We start from the raw sequence: 16959 nt of genomic DNA on the forward strand, positions 1-16959 counted from the left end.
TCATTCCGTATCCGTAATAGCAATATCACGCATCTCTGTTTTATCTGGTCTGTCAGTAGTATCTGACGTATCTATCGTATGAAATGCCAGCTCTGAACGCCGTTTGAGTGTCAGCGGCGAGATAGCCGACAGGTAAATCTTATCCGTAGTCAGGATCAGCGACTTTATGGATTCTCCCTCGCCCTCAGAGCCGAGGTCGAGGGTATTTATGACCTTGCCGTCAGCCTGTCCGGCTGCCAGCAGGGCACTTCCCGGGCCATCCTGGAAAAGGGCATAGCTCTGGATGGCGATGACGTCTTTTGTCCGCACGGAAACACCGTTGCCTAAATGCAGGAACATCAGCTTTTCCTCTTGCCTTTCTTCCCTAACGGGATGACCGAGTACCGTTTCGGCGCCTTGTAGTCCTTCGGGCGGTGCAGGTTGAACCGCAGCCCATAAAGCGTGCGCGTTATCTCCTCTTCGGTGAGGTGCTCCGGCGGCAGGCAGCGGCAGAGCATGACAAGATTCATCGCCTTGATGCTTGTCTTGTCATTGACATCGACCTCAGAAGCCAGCTGCTGGACCATCGCCGCCCGCTGCTCATTCAAGAGCTTCGGCGTGCATCCGGGAACGTACTCCTGTACCTCCTTGCAGCGCGCCCAGGGAATATCCCTGAGCACCTGCCGGATATCCGCCAGCAGCTGATCGCGCTGCTTCTTCGCACACACCGGACAATACCGCTTCTCCGGCGGGCAGAGCGTCCCGCATACTGCACAGGGATGCCAGTCCCTTTCGGCCCGCAGCTTTTCCATCTGCAGATGCTTCTTGTAGAGCTGCCGCGCCTTCTGCGCCAGTTCTTCGTCCTGCACCTCAGCCCCGATACCATCTGCGGCCGAAGCTTCCTCAGCCGACAGCACAATCTTGCGCCGTGCCTTTCCCCAATTCTCCTCAGGAGCCGCATGGGCGAGACGGATCTCATCGATCTCCTCGGTGTCCGGATGCTCCCAGCGCCTGCCGAAAGCAATGCCCGTGATCATGCGTTGGCCGGCATAATTATTGACCATCTGCGTGATCTGCTCCTGCATCATCATGAGTTCATTGCGCAGCGTCGAGTTGCCGCAATACAGATACAGGATATCCTTGCGGATTCCCTGGGGTTCTGCATGTCTTGCATTGAACTCGCCGACAATATCCGCCCAGTGCCAAAGCACCCAATGCGCATAGAATTTCTTGCCAAAAGCCTCGCCCTTGCCCTTCACCCAGCGCGGGAGGATTTCCTTCACCTTCTCCAGCTTTGGATTGCGCTTCGCCATCTTATTACCTCGTGATCTGGCCCGCCTTGACATGGAAATAGGTACCGATACGCTCCTGCGGGAAATAGGCCGCGTCCGTCGCTGTAATCATCGTCTGGATGCGCTCGCGGCGGATGAACTCCATGAGTTGATGGCGCCGGGTCACATCGAGCTCGCTCATGACATCATCCAGCAGCAGGATTGGGTATTCTCCCGTCTCTGACCGCAGGAACTCTAGCTCAGACAGCTTCAGGGACAGTACGCCAGTGCGCTGCTGTCCCTGCGAGCCAAACGAACGCAGATTGATGCCATTGACCGTCAGGATGATATCGTCATGATGCGGCCCACGGCTCGTGGAACCACGCAGGATATCGACCTCCCGGTGAGATGCAAGCTCTTTATTATACCATGAAGCGAGGTCCTTTGTCATGTCCTCTGCCTCCATGCCATGAATTTCATAGGTGATCGCCAGGTTTTCCTGGTTGCCCGAAATGCGGCGCTGCATGAGGTTAGCCAGCATGTTGAGCTTGCGCACGGCCTCCTGGCGCTTCCTTGTGATCTTGACGGCACTGTCCACGAGCTGCGGGTCCCAGAGATCCAGCATGTCAGTGGCTGCCTTGCGCTCACGGATGCGCTTCAGGAGCGTATTGCGCTGCGTCACGATGCGCGTGTACTGCTGCAGCTCGTGATAGTAGGCAGGACTCGCCTGCGATATCTCACCGTCTAAAAAGCGCCGGCGGCCAGCCGGCGCTCCTTTGATAAGGAACAGGTCCTCAGGTGAGAACAGGACGGTATTGATGCTGCCGATCAGCTCCTTGGGGCGGATGGGGTGCTCGTTCAAGAGTATCCGCCGCCGTTTCTCGCGGCTGAACTGGAATTCAAGATGATTGCCGACACCGAGACGGTCGAAATCGAGCTGCACCGATGCCGCCGGCTTATCCCAAAAGATGAGATCCGTATCCGTGTGCGTGCGATGAGAGCGGCCCAGCGATGCATAGTAGACGGCCTCGATGATATTCGTCTTGCCCTGGGCATTCTGGCCCAAGAAAACATTGATATTCTGGTCGAAATCCAGGTGCAGCTCCGAATAGTTCCGATAATTTCTTAATGTAAGCGAACGTACAAACATTATTTCTAATCTCCTGTTCGGTAACGGATGGCCTCAGCCCTTTGCCACCCTCCAGGCACCCATGCCCTCGATCTCGATGACATCACCGGGATGGAGTTTGCGGCGGCGGGCACTTTCCGTCTCGCCATTGCGCTTGATGCGTCGCTCGGCAAGCAGAGCCTTGACTTCGCCGCCCGAAGCCAGCACGCCAGCCCATTTCAGGAACTGATCAAGCTGGATTTCTTCGGTATCGATCGTGATATCCTCAATCTGCATGTGTATAACCTCCTGCAAAAAATCAATGAGCCGTACGGACCGGCGTCACGATGTAGATGAACTCTTCATCGTCGGACTCGCGGATAGCTGCCGGGGAAAGCGGCTGGTTGAGTTTGATCTGGCAAGTCTCGCTGTCAACAGTCTTCATCACATCCATGATGTACTTGGCATTGAAGGCAATCGAGAGCTCCGGCCCGTCGATCGTCGCAGGGATTGTCTCCTCTGCATTGCCGATTTCCGGATTGTTCGAGGTGATATGCACCTGATTGTTGGCGAATTCGAGCTTGATGATATTGTAGTCGCCAGCACGCGAAATCAGCGAGACACGGTCAACGGCTGAGTTCAACTCGGCGGCATTGAGCGTGATTTTCGTAGCGAATTCCGGTGGGATGACACGATGATAGTCTGGGAAAGCACCTTCGATCAGACGTGAAGTCATATAGAGGTTCTCGAAGGAGAAACTGATCTGGTTGTAAGTGCAAGTGACCGTCACATCCGTCGGGATTTCCGAGGTCATGTTGTGGAGAAGTTCCTGCAGGATGCGCGAGGGAATGATGATCTTGATATTGCCGATGGACTCATCGAAGGTCTCATATTTGACAGCCAGACGGTGCGTGTTCGTCGCTGCCATCGTCACTTTCGTATCGGCAACCTCGAGGTAGCAGCCAGTGAATACAGGACGGGATTCATCCGTGGAGCAAGCAAAGACAGTTTTCTTGATAAGAGAACGCAGGACATTGTCCTTGATCTTGAATTGCAGGTTGCCCTCCATCTCTTTGATGGTCGGGAATTCCGAAGCGTTCATGCTCAGAAGGGTGAAATTTGCCTGATTGGAAGAGATATGCACGATCTTTTCTTCACGATTGAAGGAAATGGTGACACTATCCCCAGGCAGCTTGCGGACAACTTCCTGGAAATAACGTCCGGAGATGGCTATCTGTCCTGGCTCGGCAATCTCTACGGGAATGCGGGAAATCATGCCGATCTCATAATTTGTTGCCTGGAGCTCCAAGACACCAGCTTCTGCTCTCAGATAAATACCCGAAAGGATGGGGGTCTGTGGTTTGCTGGCTACGGCCTTGGATACGATCTGCAAGGCGCTCACTAATTCGCTTTTGGCACAGGTTATTTTCATTTTGCTTGGCCTCTTTCTTTTTTTTAATATTACTCGGAGTATTTTTAAATAAATAGCCGTCGTAGTAGTAGGGCCTGTGGAAATGTTGATAAGCCAGGATCAGGCGATGTTATCAACGTTTTTGCTGTGGGTAACATGTTCATAACAAGAGGGGAGGTTATCCACACAATCCACGGTGATAATCTCCCCTCTCATTTATCCACATTCTGTCAACAAGAAATTCGCAAGGCTCTCCACAGAGTTATCCACGACGATTTTGTTCATAAATAAGCGCGTCGGCGTCACATTTTCTGGATGCGCTCGATAAGTTCGGTCAGGATACTGCCGAGCTTCTTATCGGATTCTTTTTCTTTGTTGATTTTGTCGCAGGCGTGCAGGACGGTCGTATGGTCGCGGCCGCCAAAGAAGTTGCCAATCTGCGGCAGTGACGTATCGGTAAGCTCGCGGCAGAGGTACATGGCGATCTGCCGCGGGTAGGCGATGCTGCGCGTGCGCTTCTTGGCATGCAGGTCATCGATCTTTATCTTGAAATAGGAGGCAACGATTTCCTGGATGACTTCCATCGTTACTTCCTTTGTCTTGTTGTTCGGGAAAACGTCTTTGAGCGCCTCAGCGACGAGATCCGTCGTGACCGGACGCTTGATCAGCGAGGCGTAAGCGACGACGCGCGTCAATGCGCCTTCGAGCTCACGGATGTTGCTGTCGATGCGGCTGGCGATATAGACCATGACATCGTTCGGCACGCTGAAATGGTCGAGCTGTGCCTTATTCTTGAGGATGGCGATACGCGTCTCGAGATCCGGTGCCTGGATGTCCGTGATAAGACCCCACTCAAAGCGGGAACGCAGGCGGTCTTCGAGGCGCTCGACCTCACGCGGCGGACGGTCCGAGGACAGGATGATCTGCTTCTGAGCGTCGTGCAGCGTGTTGAACGTATGGAAGAATTCCTCCTGGGTACTGGTCTTGCCCGACAGGAACTGGACATCGTCGACGAGCAGTACGTCGATGTTGCGGTATTTCTGCCGGAATTTCTCGGCCGTGCCTTCCTGGATGCTGCGGATGATCTCGTTGGTGAACTGCTCACTGGAGACATAGAGCACACGCATCTCGGGATGGTTCTGCAGGACCCGGTTGCCGATGGCATGCATCAGATGCGTCTTGCCAAGGCCGACACCGCCGTACATGAAGAACGGGTTGTAGACTTTGCCCGGCGACTCGGCGACGGCCATGGCTGCGGCATGAGCGAAGCGGTTGCTGCTGCCGGTCACGAAGGTATCAAAGGTATATTTCGGATTCAGCGAGGAGCTGTCACCGGCGGCCATGATGTGCATATCATTGGTCTCAGCTGGTGCGCTGGCGCCATTCCCTTCCTGGAAAAGCGTTCCCTGATCGGGGTTCTCCCCTTTGGCGGGGCGGCGTACCGGCGCTGCTGGCGCCTCTGGTTCCTCTGGCTTTTCGGCCTCGATGACTTTCATGACAATCTTGTGAGGTGCACCGAGTACGTCAGCGACGGCATCCTCAAGGATCGTCAGGTAATGGCTCGTGATCCACTCCTTGGACATGGCGTTCTGTGCACCAAGGACGAGTTCGGAGTCGGTCAGGGAGAGTGGTTTGACCGGATTGAGCCATTTGAAGGCAGATGCCGCGAGCTGTTCTTTCATATTGTCAAGAATCTGCTCCCAGACTGCCTGCAACTGTGATTGCTCCATTAAAATAACCCTTTCTGCTTATAGAATATGTAGAAAGCTTTTTCCACAGGTGTATAATTTTATCCACATTTTTATCCACACATGTGGATAACTGAAGGTATTCCCAGGAGAAGAGGCGGGAATTGCAGATAATATATATAGATAGGCTTTTTTGCTTTTTTTCGCTTCCTGTGGAGTTTTCCGCACAATAATCAACAATATCTTATCAGAATAAAAGTAAGTTATCAACAGTTTTTCGGGGATAAAGTACAGCAAGCGTGTATTTTATCCACAATTCCGTGGAAAAAATGCACAGAGAAAATCTTGACACCATCTAGGGGACAAGATATAATTTACAGTGATTCTTAGTGCGGGGGCAGCCCTGCGCTTCGCATGAAAACGATCTGATGCTTTTTGCTTCTATACGAAAAGTCAGAAATTAGAATAAGGAGGTGTTTAACGAATGAAACAGACTTACCAGCCGAACAACCATTGGAGAAAGCAGACTCATGGCTTCCGTGAGCGCATGAAGACGAAAGGCGGCCGTCTCGTTCTGAAGAGAAGACGCCAGCGCGGTAGAAAGAAGCTTTCGGCATAAATTTTACAGTAAGGTCACTTTATGTGGCCTTTTCTTTTAGTTATCAAGTAGTTTCGGATAATCATCCGAAGTGTTTTTATAGATTTTGGTGAAATTACGAATGCTTAAATTACCGAGAAAGCGGATGCTCAAGCGGCGCAGTGATTTCCAGCGGGTCTACCGCACGGGCCGCTCGTGGGCAAACCGGTATTTTGTGCTGTATGTCTTTGCCTCGGACCATCTCGATGGCAAGGTCGGCTTTGCCGCTGGCAAGAAGCTCGGCTGCGCTGTCGTACGCAACCGCGTCAAACGCTTGCTGCGTGAGAGTTACCGCAAGAACCAGGCACAGATAAAGCCGGGATTGGCGCTGCTGCTCGTGGGCCGCAAGGCCATGGTCGATGTCAAGTGCGATGTGGTCGAGAAGGCCTTCGTGTCCTTAGGGCGCCGGGCGGGCATCTTTGAAGGGACGGAGCCACCGGTACGAAAGAAGGCAAGAGAATGAAGAAAGTGCTGCTGCTGCTGATAAAGTTCTATCGCAACTTCATTTCGCCGCTGAAGCCGCCTTCCTGCCGGTATATCCCGACGTGTTCGGAGTATGCCTTGATTGCAATTGAAAGATATGGAGCATGCCGTGGCGGCTGGCTCGCTGCAAAGCGCATCCTTCGCTGCCATCCTTTCCACAAGGGCGGTTATGATCCTGTCCCATAAGTTGAAGTTTTTGGTTATAGTTTTAGATTAGGACGTGATGGTTTGGGTTTCTTTGGAACGATATTTGCACCGATTGAGAATCTCCTGCACTTTGTGCTCGAGACGTTATATTCACTGACTGACCTTGCCGGTGTAGGTAGCTATGGTCTGGCAATCATCCTGCTGACGGTCATCATCAAGATGCTCTTGTATCCGCTGACGGTCAAGCAGGTAAAATCCATGAAGGCGATGCAGGAATTGTCGCCGAAGATGAAGAAGATACAGGAGAAGTACAAGGACAATCCGCAGGTCATGCAGCAGAAGATCGGCGCACTCTATCAGGAGGCTGGTGTCAATCCGCTGGCTGGCTGCCTGCCGCTGCTGATCCAGATGCCGATTCTCATGGGCATGTACTATGCGCTGTTCAACTTCACGTATCCGTCGGCCGAGGCGGCTAAGTTCCTCTGGCTGCCGAGCATGTCGGAGGCTGATCCGCTCTACATCCTGCCAATCCTGTCGGCATTGACGACGTTCCTGCAGCAGAAGATGACGACGACGGAAATGAATCAGCAGATGAAGATCATGATGACGGTCATGCCGCTGTTCATCGGCTGGATCAGCTTGTCTTTCCCGTCTGGCCTTGTCCTGTACTGGGTAACGATGAACGTGGTACAGATTGCCCAGCAGTGGTGGATGTATCGTGGTGAGGATAGCAAGAAGGAGGCTGCCTGATATGGCAGAAGTATTGGAAGCATCCGGTAAAACAGTAGACGCAGCATTGGAAACGGCACTGGCGCAGCTGGGGGTCGATGCCTCGCAGGTTGACTATGAGGTCATCGAGCAGCCGTCGCGCGGTTTCTTCGGCCTCTTCGGGGGCAAGCCTGCCCGCATCCGGGTGACGGCAAAGGCTTCCGCTGCTGTGTGCAGGGAAAGCGAGCCCGCTGTTCAGGCAGAGGCCCCGGCAGCGGCTGGACCTGCTATATCGCTGGCAGAGCAGACGCAGCGGGCGGAGGACTTCCTGCGCGATGTATTTGCAGCTATGAAGCTTGACGTGAAGATCGAGCGGGGCGAGTCTGAGGAGGGCATCCTGTTCCATCTGATCGGCGACCATCTGGGCATCCTGATCGGCAAGCATGGGCAGACGCTGGATTCCCTCCAGTATCTGGCCAATCTGGCAGCCAATCGTGGCATCTCGGAAAACCGTGCGCGCATCATCATCGATATCGAGGATTACCGCTCGCGCCGTGAGGAGACACTGCAACGCCTGGCTGGGCATCTGGCCGATAAGGCCTGCCGCATCGGTGAGGAGATACATCTTGAGCCGATGAACCGCCATGAACGCAAGATCATCCATATGGCCTTGCAGGAGAACCGCCGCGTGCTGACGTACAGTGCTGGCGATGAACCGCGCCGCTATGTGGTCATTGCGCCGAAACGCCGCCGCCGTCCGCGCCGGCGTGATAGCGAGCGCAGAGACGAAGAATAATATCTGCTTTAGCAAGAGAGCTGTGAAAGGGCTGTCTCATTTTGAGGCTGCCCTTTTGTGTATATATGAGGAGGAAACATGCAACAGTCGGATACGATAAGCGCGATTGCGACCGCGCAGGGCGAAGGAGGCATCGGCATCATCCGCATCAGCGGGGAGCGGGCCATCGCAGTGGCCGACACGGTATTCCGCGCTGCCAGCGGCCGCAAGCTGGAAAGCTATGAGACGCAGCGGGCCGTTTTCGGCCATATCGTCGACGCAGCGGGTGAGACGGTCGATGAGGCGATGGTGCTTCTGATGCGCGCGCCCCATTCCTATACGAAAGAAGATGTGGTCGAACTGCAATGCCACGGCGGTGTGATGCCGCTGCGCAAGACCTTGGCGCTTACCTGGCAGGCAGGTGCCAGAGCTGCCGAGCGCGGTGAGTTCACGAAGCGCGCCTTTTTGAATGGGCGCCTCGATCTCACGCAGGCGCAGGCTGTCATGGATGTCATCAGTGCCAAGACGGAGAAGTCCCTCAAGATGGCTTCGGGCCATCTTTCCGGTCACTTTTCCGCAGGTATCAAGGCGATGCGCCACGATATCCTCGGGCAGATTGCCCATCTGGAAGCAGCTATCGACTTTCCAGAGGATGAGGTCGACGATGTGGTGACCGATGAAGTAGAACGAAATGTGGTTGACGTGCGCAACAAGATCCGGAAGCTCCTCAAGACGGCCCATACGGGCCGCATCCTGCGTGAGGGGTTGATGACGGCGATCGTCGGCAAGCCGAACGTCGGCAAGTCGTCGCTGCTGAATGCCCTGCTGCGCGAGGAGCGGGCTATCGTGACGGATATCCCGGGAACGACGCGTGACTCCATCGAGGAATATGCCAATATCGGCGGGGTGCCGCTGCGCATCATCGATACAGCTGGCATCCGGGCGACCGATGATATCGTCGAGAAGATCGGCGTAGACAAGGCGCGTGCCTATGTGGACGAAGCGTCCCTGATACTGGCCTTGTTCGATGGTTCGCGTGAGCTTTCGACAGAGGATGAGGAAATACTGGACCTCATCGCAGGCAAGGATGCGCTCGTCCTGCTGAACAAGACCGACTTGGCGCCTGTGCTGACCGCGGAGAAGCTGGCTGAGCGCACGCAGGCACCTGTCATTGCCATAGCGACGGTCACGGAGCATGGTCTGGATGATCTGGCAGCGGCTATCCAGAAAAAAGTCTACGACAGCGGAATGGACAATGGGGATGAAGGCAGCTTCGTGAACGATGAGCGGCAGGCTGAGATCCTGAGGCAGGCCGATGAGCATCTGGCCGCTGCCCTGCGGACGATCGGTGCAGGGCTCGGGCTTGATTTCATCTCCATCGACCTGCGCTCGGCCTGGGAAAAACTCGGGGAGCTTACGGGCGAGACTGTGGGCGAGGATATCATCAACGAGATATTCTCGAAATTCTGTATTGGAAAATAAGATTCCGTAAGGAAAGGTGATATAGCTTGGATAAGAATATTTTTACGGCTGGCAGCTACGACGTCATCGTCGTCGGTGCTGGCCATGCAGGTGTCGAAGCTGCGCTGGCGGCAGCCCGTATCGGCTGCAAGACCCTCCTGGCGACACTGTCGATGGACAACATCGCGATGATGCCCTGCAACCCGTCGGTGGGCGGTCCGGCCAAGGGACACCTTGTGCGCGAGCTGGATGCGCTCGGCGGCGAGATGGGCGTCAATGCGGACAAGACCTGTATCCAGTTCCGTATGCTGAATACGGGCAAGGGCCCGGCTGTCCATGCCCTGCGTGCGCAGGCCGACAAGAAGCTCTATCAGTACACGATGAAGGAGACTTGTGAGCAGACGGAAAACCTCGATGTCAAACAGATCCTCATCGACAGGCTGCTGGTCGAGGATGGCAAGGTGACAGGCGTACAGGTCGAGACGGGAGAAATCTATGAAGGCAAGGCTGTCATCATGGCGACGGGAACGTATCTGAGGGGACGCATCATCATTGGTGAGCATACCTATACGGGAGGCCCGAACGGCCAGCGTGCAGCGATGAAGTTCTCCGATTCGCTGCAGGCGGCAGGTGTCAGGCTCATGCGTTTCAAGACGGGAACGCCGGCGCGCGTCGATGCCCGCACCCTCGATTACAGCAAGATGGAAATCCAGCCGGGCGATGAGGAGTGCCGCAACTTCTCCTTTATGAGCGATGTCACGACGCGTGAGCAGACGCCGTGCTGGCTTACCTATACGAATGCAAAGACGCATAAAATCCTGCGTGATAATATGCACCGGGCACCGATGGCCAATGGTATCATTGAGGGGATCGGTCCGCGCTACTGCCCGTCGATCGAGACAAAAATCCTGCGCTTTCCCGATAAGGAGAGACATCAGCTGTTCCTTGAACCTGAGGGGTTGCATACGAATGAAGTCTATGTGCAGGGCATGTCGACGAGTATGCCCATGGATGTACAGCTGGAGTTCCTGCATACGATTCCGGGGCTGGAGCATGCCAGGGTCATGCGGGCGGGCTATGCCATCGAATATGACTGCATCGATCCGACGCAGCTCAAACCGACACTGGAATTCAAGGCCATCCAGGGCTTCTTCTCGGCTGGTCAGGCCAATGGCACCTCGGGCTATGAGGAGGCAGCGGCGCAGGGAATCATCGCTGGCATTAATGCCGCGATGTTCATCAAGGGCGAGGAGCCGCTGGTACTGAAGCGCAGTGATGCCTATATCGGCGTGCTGATCGATGACCTCGTGACGAAGGGGACGAATGAGCCGTACCGCATCATGACGAGCCGGGCGGAGTACCGCCTGCTGCTGCGCCAGGACAATGCCGATGCCCGGCTGACGCCGCTGGGCCGCCGGGTAGGCCTCGTGCAGGATGACCGCTGGGAGCGCTTCACGCGCAAGCAAGCGGCAATCAAAGACGCCATGGAATACCTGCGCCAGCACTCCATCAATCCGACGCAGGAGATCAAGGATAAACTGGCGGCAGCGGACATTGAGCCCATCCGCAATGCGACGAGCTTCTATGAGCTGCTGCGCCGCCCGGATGTCGGCTATGCCAAGCTCCAGCAAGTATTCGATCTGCCGGAGCTGGCAGATGAAGTGCGGCAGCAGGTAGAGATCTCGATCACCTATGAGGGATATATCAAGAAGCAGCTCGAACAGGTCGAGCATATGGAGAAGCTGGAAGAGAAATTGCTGCCGGAAGATATCGACTATGCACAGGTACCAAGCCTGCGCGATGAGGGCCGCGAGAAGCTCGCGCAGATCCGGCCGCGCTCCGTGGGCCAGGCCAGCCGCATCAGCGGCGTTTCGCCAGCGGATATCTCCGTGCTGCTCGTCTGGCTGGAGCAGCAGCGGCGCATGGGAAGATAACAGGCGGGAGGATAAGATATGTTTATCGAGGAAATGAAGAAAGCTGCATCTGGCTATGGCATTGAGCTTTCGGAAAAGCAGCTAGAGCAGTTCAACCGGTACTATGAATTGCTCGTCGAGTGGAATAAGGTCATGAATCTCACGGCCATCACAGAGCCGCATGAGGTGGCTGTCAAGCATATGATCGATTCGCTTACGGCCTATGATGCTTCGCTGTTCACAGAGGGGGCAACGGTGATTGATGTAGGCACTGGCGCAGGCTTTCCTGGCCTGCCGCTCAAGATTTTCGCACCAGGGATCAAGCTGACGCTGATGGATTCGCTGAACAAGCGTGTCAGATTCCTGCAGACTGTCGTCGATGAGCTCGGGCTGCAGGATGTCGCCTGTGTCCATGCCCGGGCGGAGGAAGGTGCGCGCAACAAAGCTTATCGTGAGCAGTTTGACATCGCGGTATCGCGCGCGGTCGCCCGCCTGCCGATCCTGGCTGAGTATTGCCTGCCCTTTGTAAGACGCGGCGGTCATTTCCTCGCGCTGAAGGGCATGCAGTATCAGGAGGAGGAACAGGAGGCTGTCAAGGCCATCAAAGTGATGGGGGGCAGTGACACGCAGACGCGTCCGGTGAAACTGCCGGGCCTTGAGGATGTCCGTGCTGTCATCGACATCACGAAGGGCATGCCGACACCGAAAGCCTATCCGCGCAAGGCTGGGACTCCGGCCAAGAACCCACTATGAGATATGCCTTCCCTGCGGGGAAGGTTTATTTTTTGTTATAAATAGAGTGAAAATTCTGCTATAATAAGGGTAAAGGAAAATGGACAAGGAGAGGGGGATCTTTATGCGGATGAATCTACTGGCGGAGACGGGACGCTGCTTGCTTTGCCTGGCCCCTGCCTGCACGGCAGCTTGCCCTCAGGGGATAGATGCTGGGCGCATCTTGCGGGCGGTGCAGTTTGAAAATAGTGCAGGCGCAGGCCGGATCCTTGGTGATAAGACGTGCCAGGATTGTGATGCTCCCTGTGAAACCGCCTGCCGCCGTGGACAGTTGGACTATCCGGTACATATCAAGGATGTCATGCAGGCTGTGGCAGATAGAAAGCCAGAGGAGCATAACAGTATCAGCGGGAACGTTTTGGCGCTTGACTTCATGGGAGTTGCCTGCGAAAATCCGTTTTTCCTGTCCTCTTCGGTGGTGGGCAGCAGCTACGAGATGGTGGCGCGGGCTTTTCGCCTTGGCTGGGCAGGCGTAAGTTATAAAACGATAACGAAGATTGATATCTGCGAGGCGTCGCCGCGCTATGCAGCATTGGCAAAGGATGGTACGCCGTTTGTAGGGTTCAAGAATATTGAACAACTTTCGGACTGTTCTTATGAAGAGAATCTGGAGATATTGCATCGGCTCAAGCAGGAGTTTCCCAGTAAGGTCATCGTGGCCTCAATCATGGGCAGCAATGTCGAAGAATGGGAGCAGATGGCGGCCGATATGGAGCGCGCGGGAGCGGATATCATCGAGTGCAATTTTTCCTGCCCACAGATGGTAGGGGAAAAGCTCGGCGCGGAAATCGGCGAGAATCCGGATTTTGTGGCGATGTATACTGCGGCTGTGTGCCGCGGCACGCGCTTGCCCGTGCTGGCGAAGATGACGCCGAATATCACGCATATGGAAGTACCGGCTAGAGCAGCTATCCGCTCTGGTGCTGATGGCATTGCGGCCATCAATACGATCAAGAGCATTATGAACATCAATCTGGATAGCTATGCTTCGGAGCCGGATGTACAGGGAAAATGCGCGGAGGGCGGCTATTCGGGCAAGGCGGTCAAACCGATTGCCCTGCGCTTCATCAATGACCTGAAGCAGGATAAGGAGCTCGGGGCCATCCCGATAAGCGGCATGGGCGGCATCGAGAATTGGCGTGATGCCGCAGAATTCCTGGCACTAGGATGTGGGAACCTGCAGGTCACCACGGCGGTCATGCAGTATGGATATCGCATCATCGAAGATCTCACGGAAGGACTTGCAGGCTATATCGATCAGATGGGCATGGCGTCGGTAAGCGAGCTTATCGGGCGTGCCCTGCCGCACATCGTCCGGCCAGAGGCGCTCAATCGCGAGACCATCGAGTACCCGAGATTCCAGCGCAGCCAATGCATTTCCTGCGGACGCTGCGTGATTTCCTGCCAGGATGGCGGTCATCAAGCCCTGCATCTGGATGGAAGGGGTCTGCCTGTGCTGGATCCTAAGCGTTGTGTCGGCTGTCATCTATGCCGCCTGATCTGCCCTGCCGATGCTGTTTCGGCCGGGAAACGGGTAGCAAAAGGATAGGCTGGATTTGTTTCACGTGGAACATATTTTGTGGTTTGCGGCAGGGAAAATCCCTGCCGATTTTTTATGATGTTGCAGAAAAAAGAGAGGAAATTTTTGTCTGCATAGAGAATTTAACAGATAGTGAGTATGACTGATTTTGAGGTGATAGGATGAAAAAAATCGCGTTTATCTGCATAGCAGGTTTATTGATTTCTTTGTGTTCCAGTGTGGCGGTACAGGCGGCAGAAACTGATACTGCGAAAAGTACTTCCAAGGAGAGCCAGGAAAAGCAGAAGCAGGAGCGCTATGTCTTGCTGCTCAAGGATAATGGCTTCGCTTATTATCTGGATACGAAGAATGTGCGTTGGATGAAGATTCCGTATTCGGAAACCGAAAATATCGTGGATGCTTGGGTGCGGCTGGTGAAGATCGATGATGATGGGGAGTATAGCTACCCACCGAAATATTTCCTCAGCCATTATTACATCCGACCGAAGACACGGCAGATTCAATTCCTCAGTGAGCTTGAGGTCACGGGGCGGCCGGACAATGCCATCACGGAGCGTCCGTACAGCTCGCTGCATTGGGAGAATCTGGTGCCGGGCTCCATTGAGGATGATATCTATCATGGCGTATTGAAGGTCATGAAGGACAGGAATGTCGGCGGCTCAAGCGGAGACAACATGAGCTTCCGCGATGCAATCGAGGAATATTTGCGGATATCGCTGTAACGTTGTTAATATTTATCCACAAAAATATAAACATATCCACAGTTTAGTGGATATATATGTGGATAACTTCGAGAATGAGAGCGTCATCATGAAAGATTTTATTCGCAAGAACCAAACGGATGAAGTTACGGGGCTGTTTACCATGATGTATTTCATGGAGGATGCCCATTATTTACTACGCGAAGATGCAAGTGGCAATATCGCGTTTCTGTATTTTGATGTCGAGAATTTCAAGGAGTACAACTTAAAGTATGGGTTCCAAGGCGGCAATAAGTTCCTGCGCCGCATAGCCAGCATTCTGCGCGATGCTTTCCCTGATGCGCTGCTGGCCCGTCTCAACGACGATCATTTCATGGTCGCTGTCGAGAACAAGAATATCGAGCTGCGGCTGGAGTATATCCGTCAGGCTGTCCATGACTTCGACCAGAATCTCGCGATGGAGGTCAAGGCAGGACTTTATGTGCCTGCGGCAGGGATACAGGATGTGGCGCTGATCATGGACAGGGCCAAGCTGGCCTGTGAGAACGTCAAGGGAAGATACGACAAAGGCTGGGATGTCTTTGATGCCTCGCTGGAGGAGAAACTGCGGCTCAAGAACTATGTCGTGAGCAATTTCTACCGTGCGCTCGAGCATCATGATATCGAGATCTGGTACCAGCCGGAAATCCGGACGATGACGCGGCAGGTCATCGGCTTTGAGGCTTTGGCGCGCTGGCGGTCGCCGGAACATGGGATGATCCCGCCGAATTTCTTCATCGAGGTGCTGGAGAGTGCACATCTCATCCATAAACTGGATCTCTATATCATCCGTGAGGCCTGTGAGGATTTCCGGCGTGTGCGTGAGCATGGGCAGGGCTGGCAGGAGGCACGCATATCGGTAAATCTGTCGCGGCTGGATTTCCAGCTGACGGACATATTTGCCGATATCGAGCGCATCCGTCAGGAATATAAGGTAGACTGTGACCGCTTGCGGCTCGAGATAACGGAGAGCGCGCTGAGCGAGGATGACAGCAATCTGATGGAGCAGGTGGCCCGCTTCCAGGCCGCAGGCTATGAGGTCTGGATGGATGATTTCGGCAGTGGCTATTCGTCCCTCAATACCCTCAAGGAATACGATTTTGATATGATAAAGCTCGATATGCGCTTCCTGCGTGACTTTGGGAAGAATCGCAAGGCGGGCATCATCATCCAGTCCCTTGTGGATATGGCAAAGAAGATCGGCATGCATACGCTGGCCGAAGGCGTGGAGACGGAGGAGCAATATGAATTCCTGAAGTGCATAGGCTGTGAAGCCTGCCAGGGGTACCTCTTCGGCAAGCCGCAGCCCTTGGCACCAGCTGCCGATTCGTATGCGAAGAAGGATAGTACGCTGACGTTCGAACCGTTGGATTCCTCGGAATACTATCAGCAGGTAAGCAGTGTCAATGTGCTCAGCAGTTTTCCGCTGCATATGGAGGCGGAGCGTACGGGGCATATCAGCCAGCTGCCACTGGCCATCGTGGAGCAGGGCGATACGCGTGACAGCTTCAGCTATCTCTATGTGAACAAGGCGTACTGGGAGTATCTGAGGGGAATAGGGCTGGCTTCGCTGGAGGAGGTTGTCGCACGGTACCGGAGCGGCCGTGAGCATCGTGACCGCATGATGGAGCGGCTGCTCGTACGGTGCCGTCAGTCGGGGATGGAGGAGAATGCCGATTTTTCCATCAATGGCAATTTCTGCAAGATCCATTGCCGTCACATCGCGACGGATCCTGTGCGTGATGTCCATGCCTTTGTGGTAGCACCTGTGAATCTTTCAGCACAGCGGCAGCGTGATGCAGTGGATGTACATGCGGCACTCTGGCATATCATGTCCATATTTACCCGCATCGATTTCCTGTCCAGTGCCGGACGGGCGGAGAATGTGTATATCGATGAGACGCAGAACCGCATCACGACGGAAGTCGATTCGGTGAAGGGCAGCCTGGAGCTCTATGCTGACCGCTACATTGTCCCTGAGGAGCGTGAGGCGTTCTTGGCGTTCTATGATATGACGCGGCTGGCGGAGCGGCAGGAGCAGGTAAGGCGCGATCACTTCACGGCCTTTTTCCACTCGCGCAATGACGCTGGTGAGGTACGGCTCAAGATCTATCTGCTGATACCGTTCCAGCTGGGCGGCATAGACTGCTGCCTATCCTGTGTGCGCGATATGGATGGGGTCAGCAGCCTGAATCCCGTGACACCGGGTGAGGTGCTGGATTGAATCCTAGCAATGTAAAAGGTGCTGGTCAAGAATCATTCTTGACCAGCACCTTTTGTGTGTATGTGTAAGAACGGGGTAACGA

17 protein-coding genes are annotated in these 16959 nt (G+C 54.5%); 11 read left to right on the forward strand and 6 right to left on the reverse strand.

Annotation, left to right across the window (positions count from 1 at the left end):
• From remB to dnaA, 6 genes are all read right to left on the reverse strand, one after another.
• Positions 1-339, reverse strand: coding sequence for an extracellular matrix regulator RemB (gene remB / locus BM181_RS05720; protein WP_075442841.1), 339 nt, complete (start codon positions 337-339; stop codon positions 1-3).
• A complete protein-coding gene (locus BM181_RS05725) occupies positions 339-1292 on the reverse strand; it encodes a DciA family protein (RefSeq protein ID WP_075442842.1) in 954 nt (317 codons plus the stop codon). The genes remB and BM181_RS05725 overlap by 1 nt, the downstream gene beginning before the upstream one ends.
• Before the next feature lie 4 nt (positions 1293-1296).
• Positions 1297-2400, reverse strand: a complete 1104-nt coding sequence (gene recF, locus BM181_RS05730) for a DNA replication/repair protein RecF (protein WP_075442843.1) — start codon at positions 2398-2400, stop codon at positions 1297-1299.
• A 33-nt stretch (positions 2401-2433) separates the two neighbouring features.
• The gene (locus tag BM181_RS05735; protein WP_173371644.1) at positions 2434-2655 is read right to left on the reverse strand and encodes an RNA-binding S4 domain-containing protein; all 222 of its coding nucleotides are present in this window, start codon (positions 2653-2655) and stop codon (positions 2434-2436) included.
• Between the two features lie 22 nt (positions 2656-2677).
• Positions 2678-3790, reverse strand: a complete 1113-nt coding sequence (gene dnaN / locus BM181_RS05740) for a DNA polymerase III subunit beta (RefSeq protein ID WP_075442844.1) — start codon at positions 3788-3790, stop codon at positions 2678-2680.
• Positions 3791-4071: 281 nt separating this feature from the next.
• On the reverse strand, positions 4072-5499 hold the full coding sequence (gene dnaA / locus BM181_RS05745; protein WP_075442845.1) for a chromosomal replication initiator protein DnaA: 1428 nt from the start codon (positions 5497-5499) through the stop codon (positions 4072-4074).
• Positions 5500-5941: 442 nt separating this feature from the next.
• On the opposite strand from dnaA, the gene rpmH reads away from it, so the two are divergent.
• The 11 genes from rpmH (at position 5942) to BM181_RS05800 (ending at position 16877) form a co-directional block, all read left to right on the forward strand.
• Positions 5942-6076: a 50S ribosomal protein L34 gene (gene rpmH, locus BM181_RS05750; RefSeq protein WP_075429623.1), complete on the forward strand. Its 135-nt coding sequence runs from the start codon at positions 5942-5944 to the stop codon at positions 6074-6076.
• Between the two features lie 100 nt (positions 6077-6176).
• Positions 6177-6557 (forward strand): ribonuclease P protein component, encoded by a 381-nt coding sequence (gene rnpA, locus BM181_RS05755; RefSeq protein ID WP_075442846.1) that lies wholly within the window; start codon positions 6177-6179, stop codon positions 6555-6557.
• Positions 6554-6763: a membrane protein insertion efficiency factor YidD gene (gene yidD / locus BM181_RS05760; RefSeq protein ID WP_075442847.1), complete on the forward strand. Its 210-nt coding sequence runs from the start codon at positions 6554-6556 to the stop codon at positions 6761-6763. Before rnpA ends, yidD begins: the two co-directional genes overlap by 4 nt.
• Before the next feature lie 42 nt (positions 6764-6805).
• Positions 6806-7474 (forward strand): YidC/Oxa1 family membrane protein insertase, encoded by a 669-nt coding sequence (locus BM181_RS05765; RefSeq protein WP_075442848.1) that lies wholly within the window; start codon positions 6806-6808, stop codon positions 7472-7474.
• A gap of 1 nt (position 7475) precedes the next feature.
• Complete coding sequence (gene jag, locus BM181_RS05770; RefSeq protein WP_075442849.1) at positions 7476-8228, forward strand: RNA-binding cell elongation regulator Jag/EloR; 753 nt, start codon at positions 7476-7478, stop codon at positions 8226-8228.
• A gap of 78 nt (positions 8229-8306) precedes the next feature.
• The gene (mnmE, locus tag BM181_RS05775; RefSeq protein ID WP_075442850.1) at positions 8307-9689 is read left to right on the forward strand and encodes a tRNA uridine-5-carboxymethylaminomethyl(34) synthesis GTPase MnmE; all 1383 of its coding nucleotides are present in this window, start codon (positions 8307-8309) and stop codon (positions 9687-9689) included.
• Between the two features lie 38 nt (positions 9690-9727).
• Entirely contained in the window at positions 9728-11602 is a 1875-nt protein-coding gene (gene mnmG / locus BM181_RS05780) for a tRNA uridine-5-carboxymethylaminomethyl(34) synthesis enzyme MnmG (RefSeq protein ID WP_075442896.1), read from the forward strand.
• A gap of 18 nt (positions 11603-11620) precedes the next feature.
• Positions 11621-12334: a 16S rRNA (guanine(527)-N(7))-methyltransferase RsmG gene (rsmG, locus tag BM181_RS05785; protein ID WP_075442851.1), complete on the forward strand. Its 714-nt coding sequence runs from the start codon at positions 11621-11623 to the stop codon at positions 12332-12334.
• Positions 12335-12437: 103 nt separating this feature from the next.
• Positions 12438-13922 (forward strand): NAD-dependent dihydropyrimidine dehydrogenase subunit PreA, encoded by a 1485-nt coding sequence (gene preA, locus BM181_RS05790; RefSeq protein ID WP_218150096.1) that lies wholly within the window; start codon positions 12438-12440, stop codon positions 13920-13922.
• 152 nt (positions 13923-14074) lie between these two features.
• On the forward strand, positions 14075-14635 hold the full coding sequence (locus BM181_RS05795) for a hypothetical protein (RefSeq protein ID WP_075442853.1): 561 nt from the start codon (positions 14075-14077) through the stop codon (positions 14633-14635).
• A gap of 88 nt (positions 14636-14723) precedes the next feature.
• Complete coding sequence (locus BM181_RS05800) at positions 14724-16877, forward strand: putative bifunctional diguanylate cyclase/phosphodiesterase (RefSeq protein WP_075442898.1); 2154 nt, start codon at positions 14724-14726, stop codon at positions 16875-16877.
• Positions 16878-16959 lie beyond the last annotated feature (82 nt).

The organism is Pseudoselenomonas ruminantium (assembly GCF_900113715.1).
GTDB classification, from domain to species: Bacteria; Bacillota; Negativicutes; order Selenomonadales; family Selenomonadaceae; genus Selenomonas_A; species Selenomonas_A caprae.

Bases quoted from the DNA above. Each gene is read 5' to 3' on its own strand.
- remB (WP_075442841.1), bottom strand. From the start codon at position 339: ATGTTCCTGCATTTAGGCAACGGTGTTTCCGTGCGGACAAAAGACGTC.
- BM181_RS05725 (WP_075442842.1), bottom strand. From the start codon at position 1,292: ATGGCGAAGCGCAATCCAAAGCTGGAGAAGGTGAAGGAAATCCTCCCG.
- recF (WP_075442843.1), bottom strand. From the start codon at position 2,400: ATGTTTGTACGTTCGCTTACATTAAGAAATTATCGGAACTATTCGGAG.
- BM181_RS05735 (WP_173371644.1), bottom strand. From the start codon at position 2,655: ATGCAGATTGAGGATATCACGATCGATACCGAAGAAATCCAGCTTGAT.
- dnaN (WP_075442844.1), bottom strand. From the start codon at position 3,790: ATGAAAATAACCTGTGCCAAAAGCGAATTAGTGAGCGCCTTGCAGATC.
- dnaA (WP_075442845.1), bottom strand. From the start codon at position 5,499: ATGGAGCAATCACAGTTGCAGGCAGTCTGGGAGCAGATTCTTGACAAT.
- rpmH (WP_075429623.1), top strand. From the start codon at position 5,942: ATGAAACAGACTTACCAGCCGAACAACCATTGGAGAAAGCAGACTCAT.
- rnpA (WP_075442846.1), top strand. From the start codon at position 6,177: ATGCTTAAATTACCGAGAAAGCGGATGCTCAAGCGGCGCAGTGATTTC.
- yidD (WP_075442847.1), top strand. From the start codon at position 6,554: ATGAAGAAAGTGCTGCTGCTGCTGATAAAGTTCTATCGCAACTTCATT.
- jag (WP_075442849.1), top strand. From the start codon at position 7,476: ATGGCAGAAGTATTGGAAGCATCCGGTAAAACAGTAGACGCAGCATTG.
- mnmE (WP_075442850.1), top strand. From the start codon at position 8,307: ATGCAACAGTCGGATACGATAAGCGCGATTGCGACCGCGCAGGGCGAA.
- rsmG (WP_075442851.1), top strand. From the start codon at position 11,621: ATGTTTATCGAGGAAATGAAGAAAGCTGCATCTGGCTATGGCATTGAG.
- preA (WP_218150096.1), top strand. From the start codon at position 12,438: ATGCGGATGAATCTACTGGCGGAGACGGGACGCTGCTTGCTTTGCCTG.
- BM181_RS05795 (WP_075442853.1), top strand. From the start codon at position 14,075: ATGAAAAAAATCGCGTTTATCTGCATAGCAGGTTTATTGATTTCTTTG.
- BM181_RS05800 (WP_075442898.1), top strand. From the start codon at position 14,724: ATGAAAGATTTTATTCGCAAGAACCAAACGGATGAAGTTACGGGGCTG.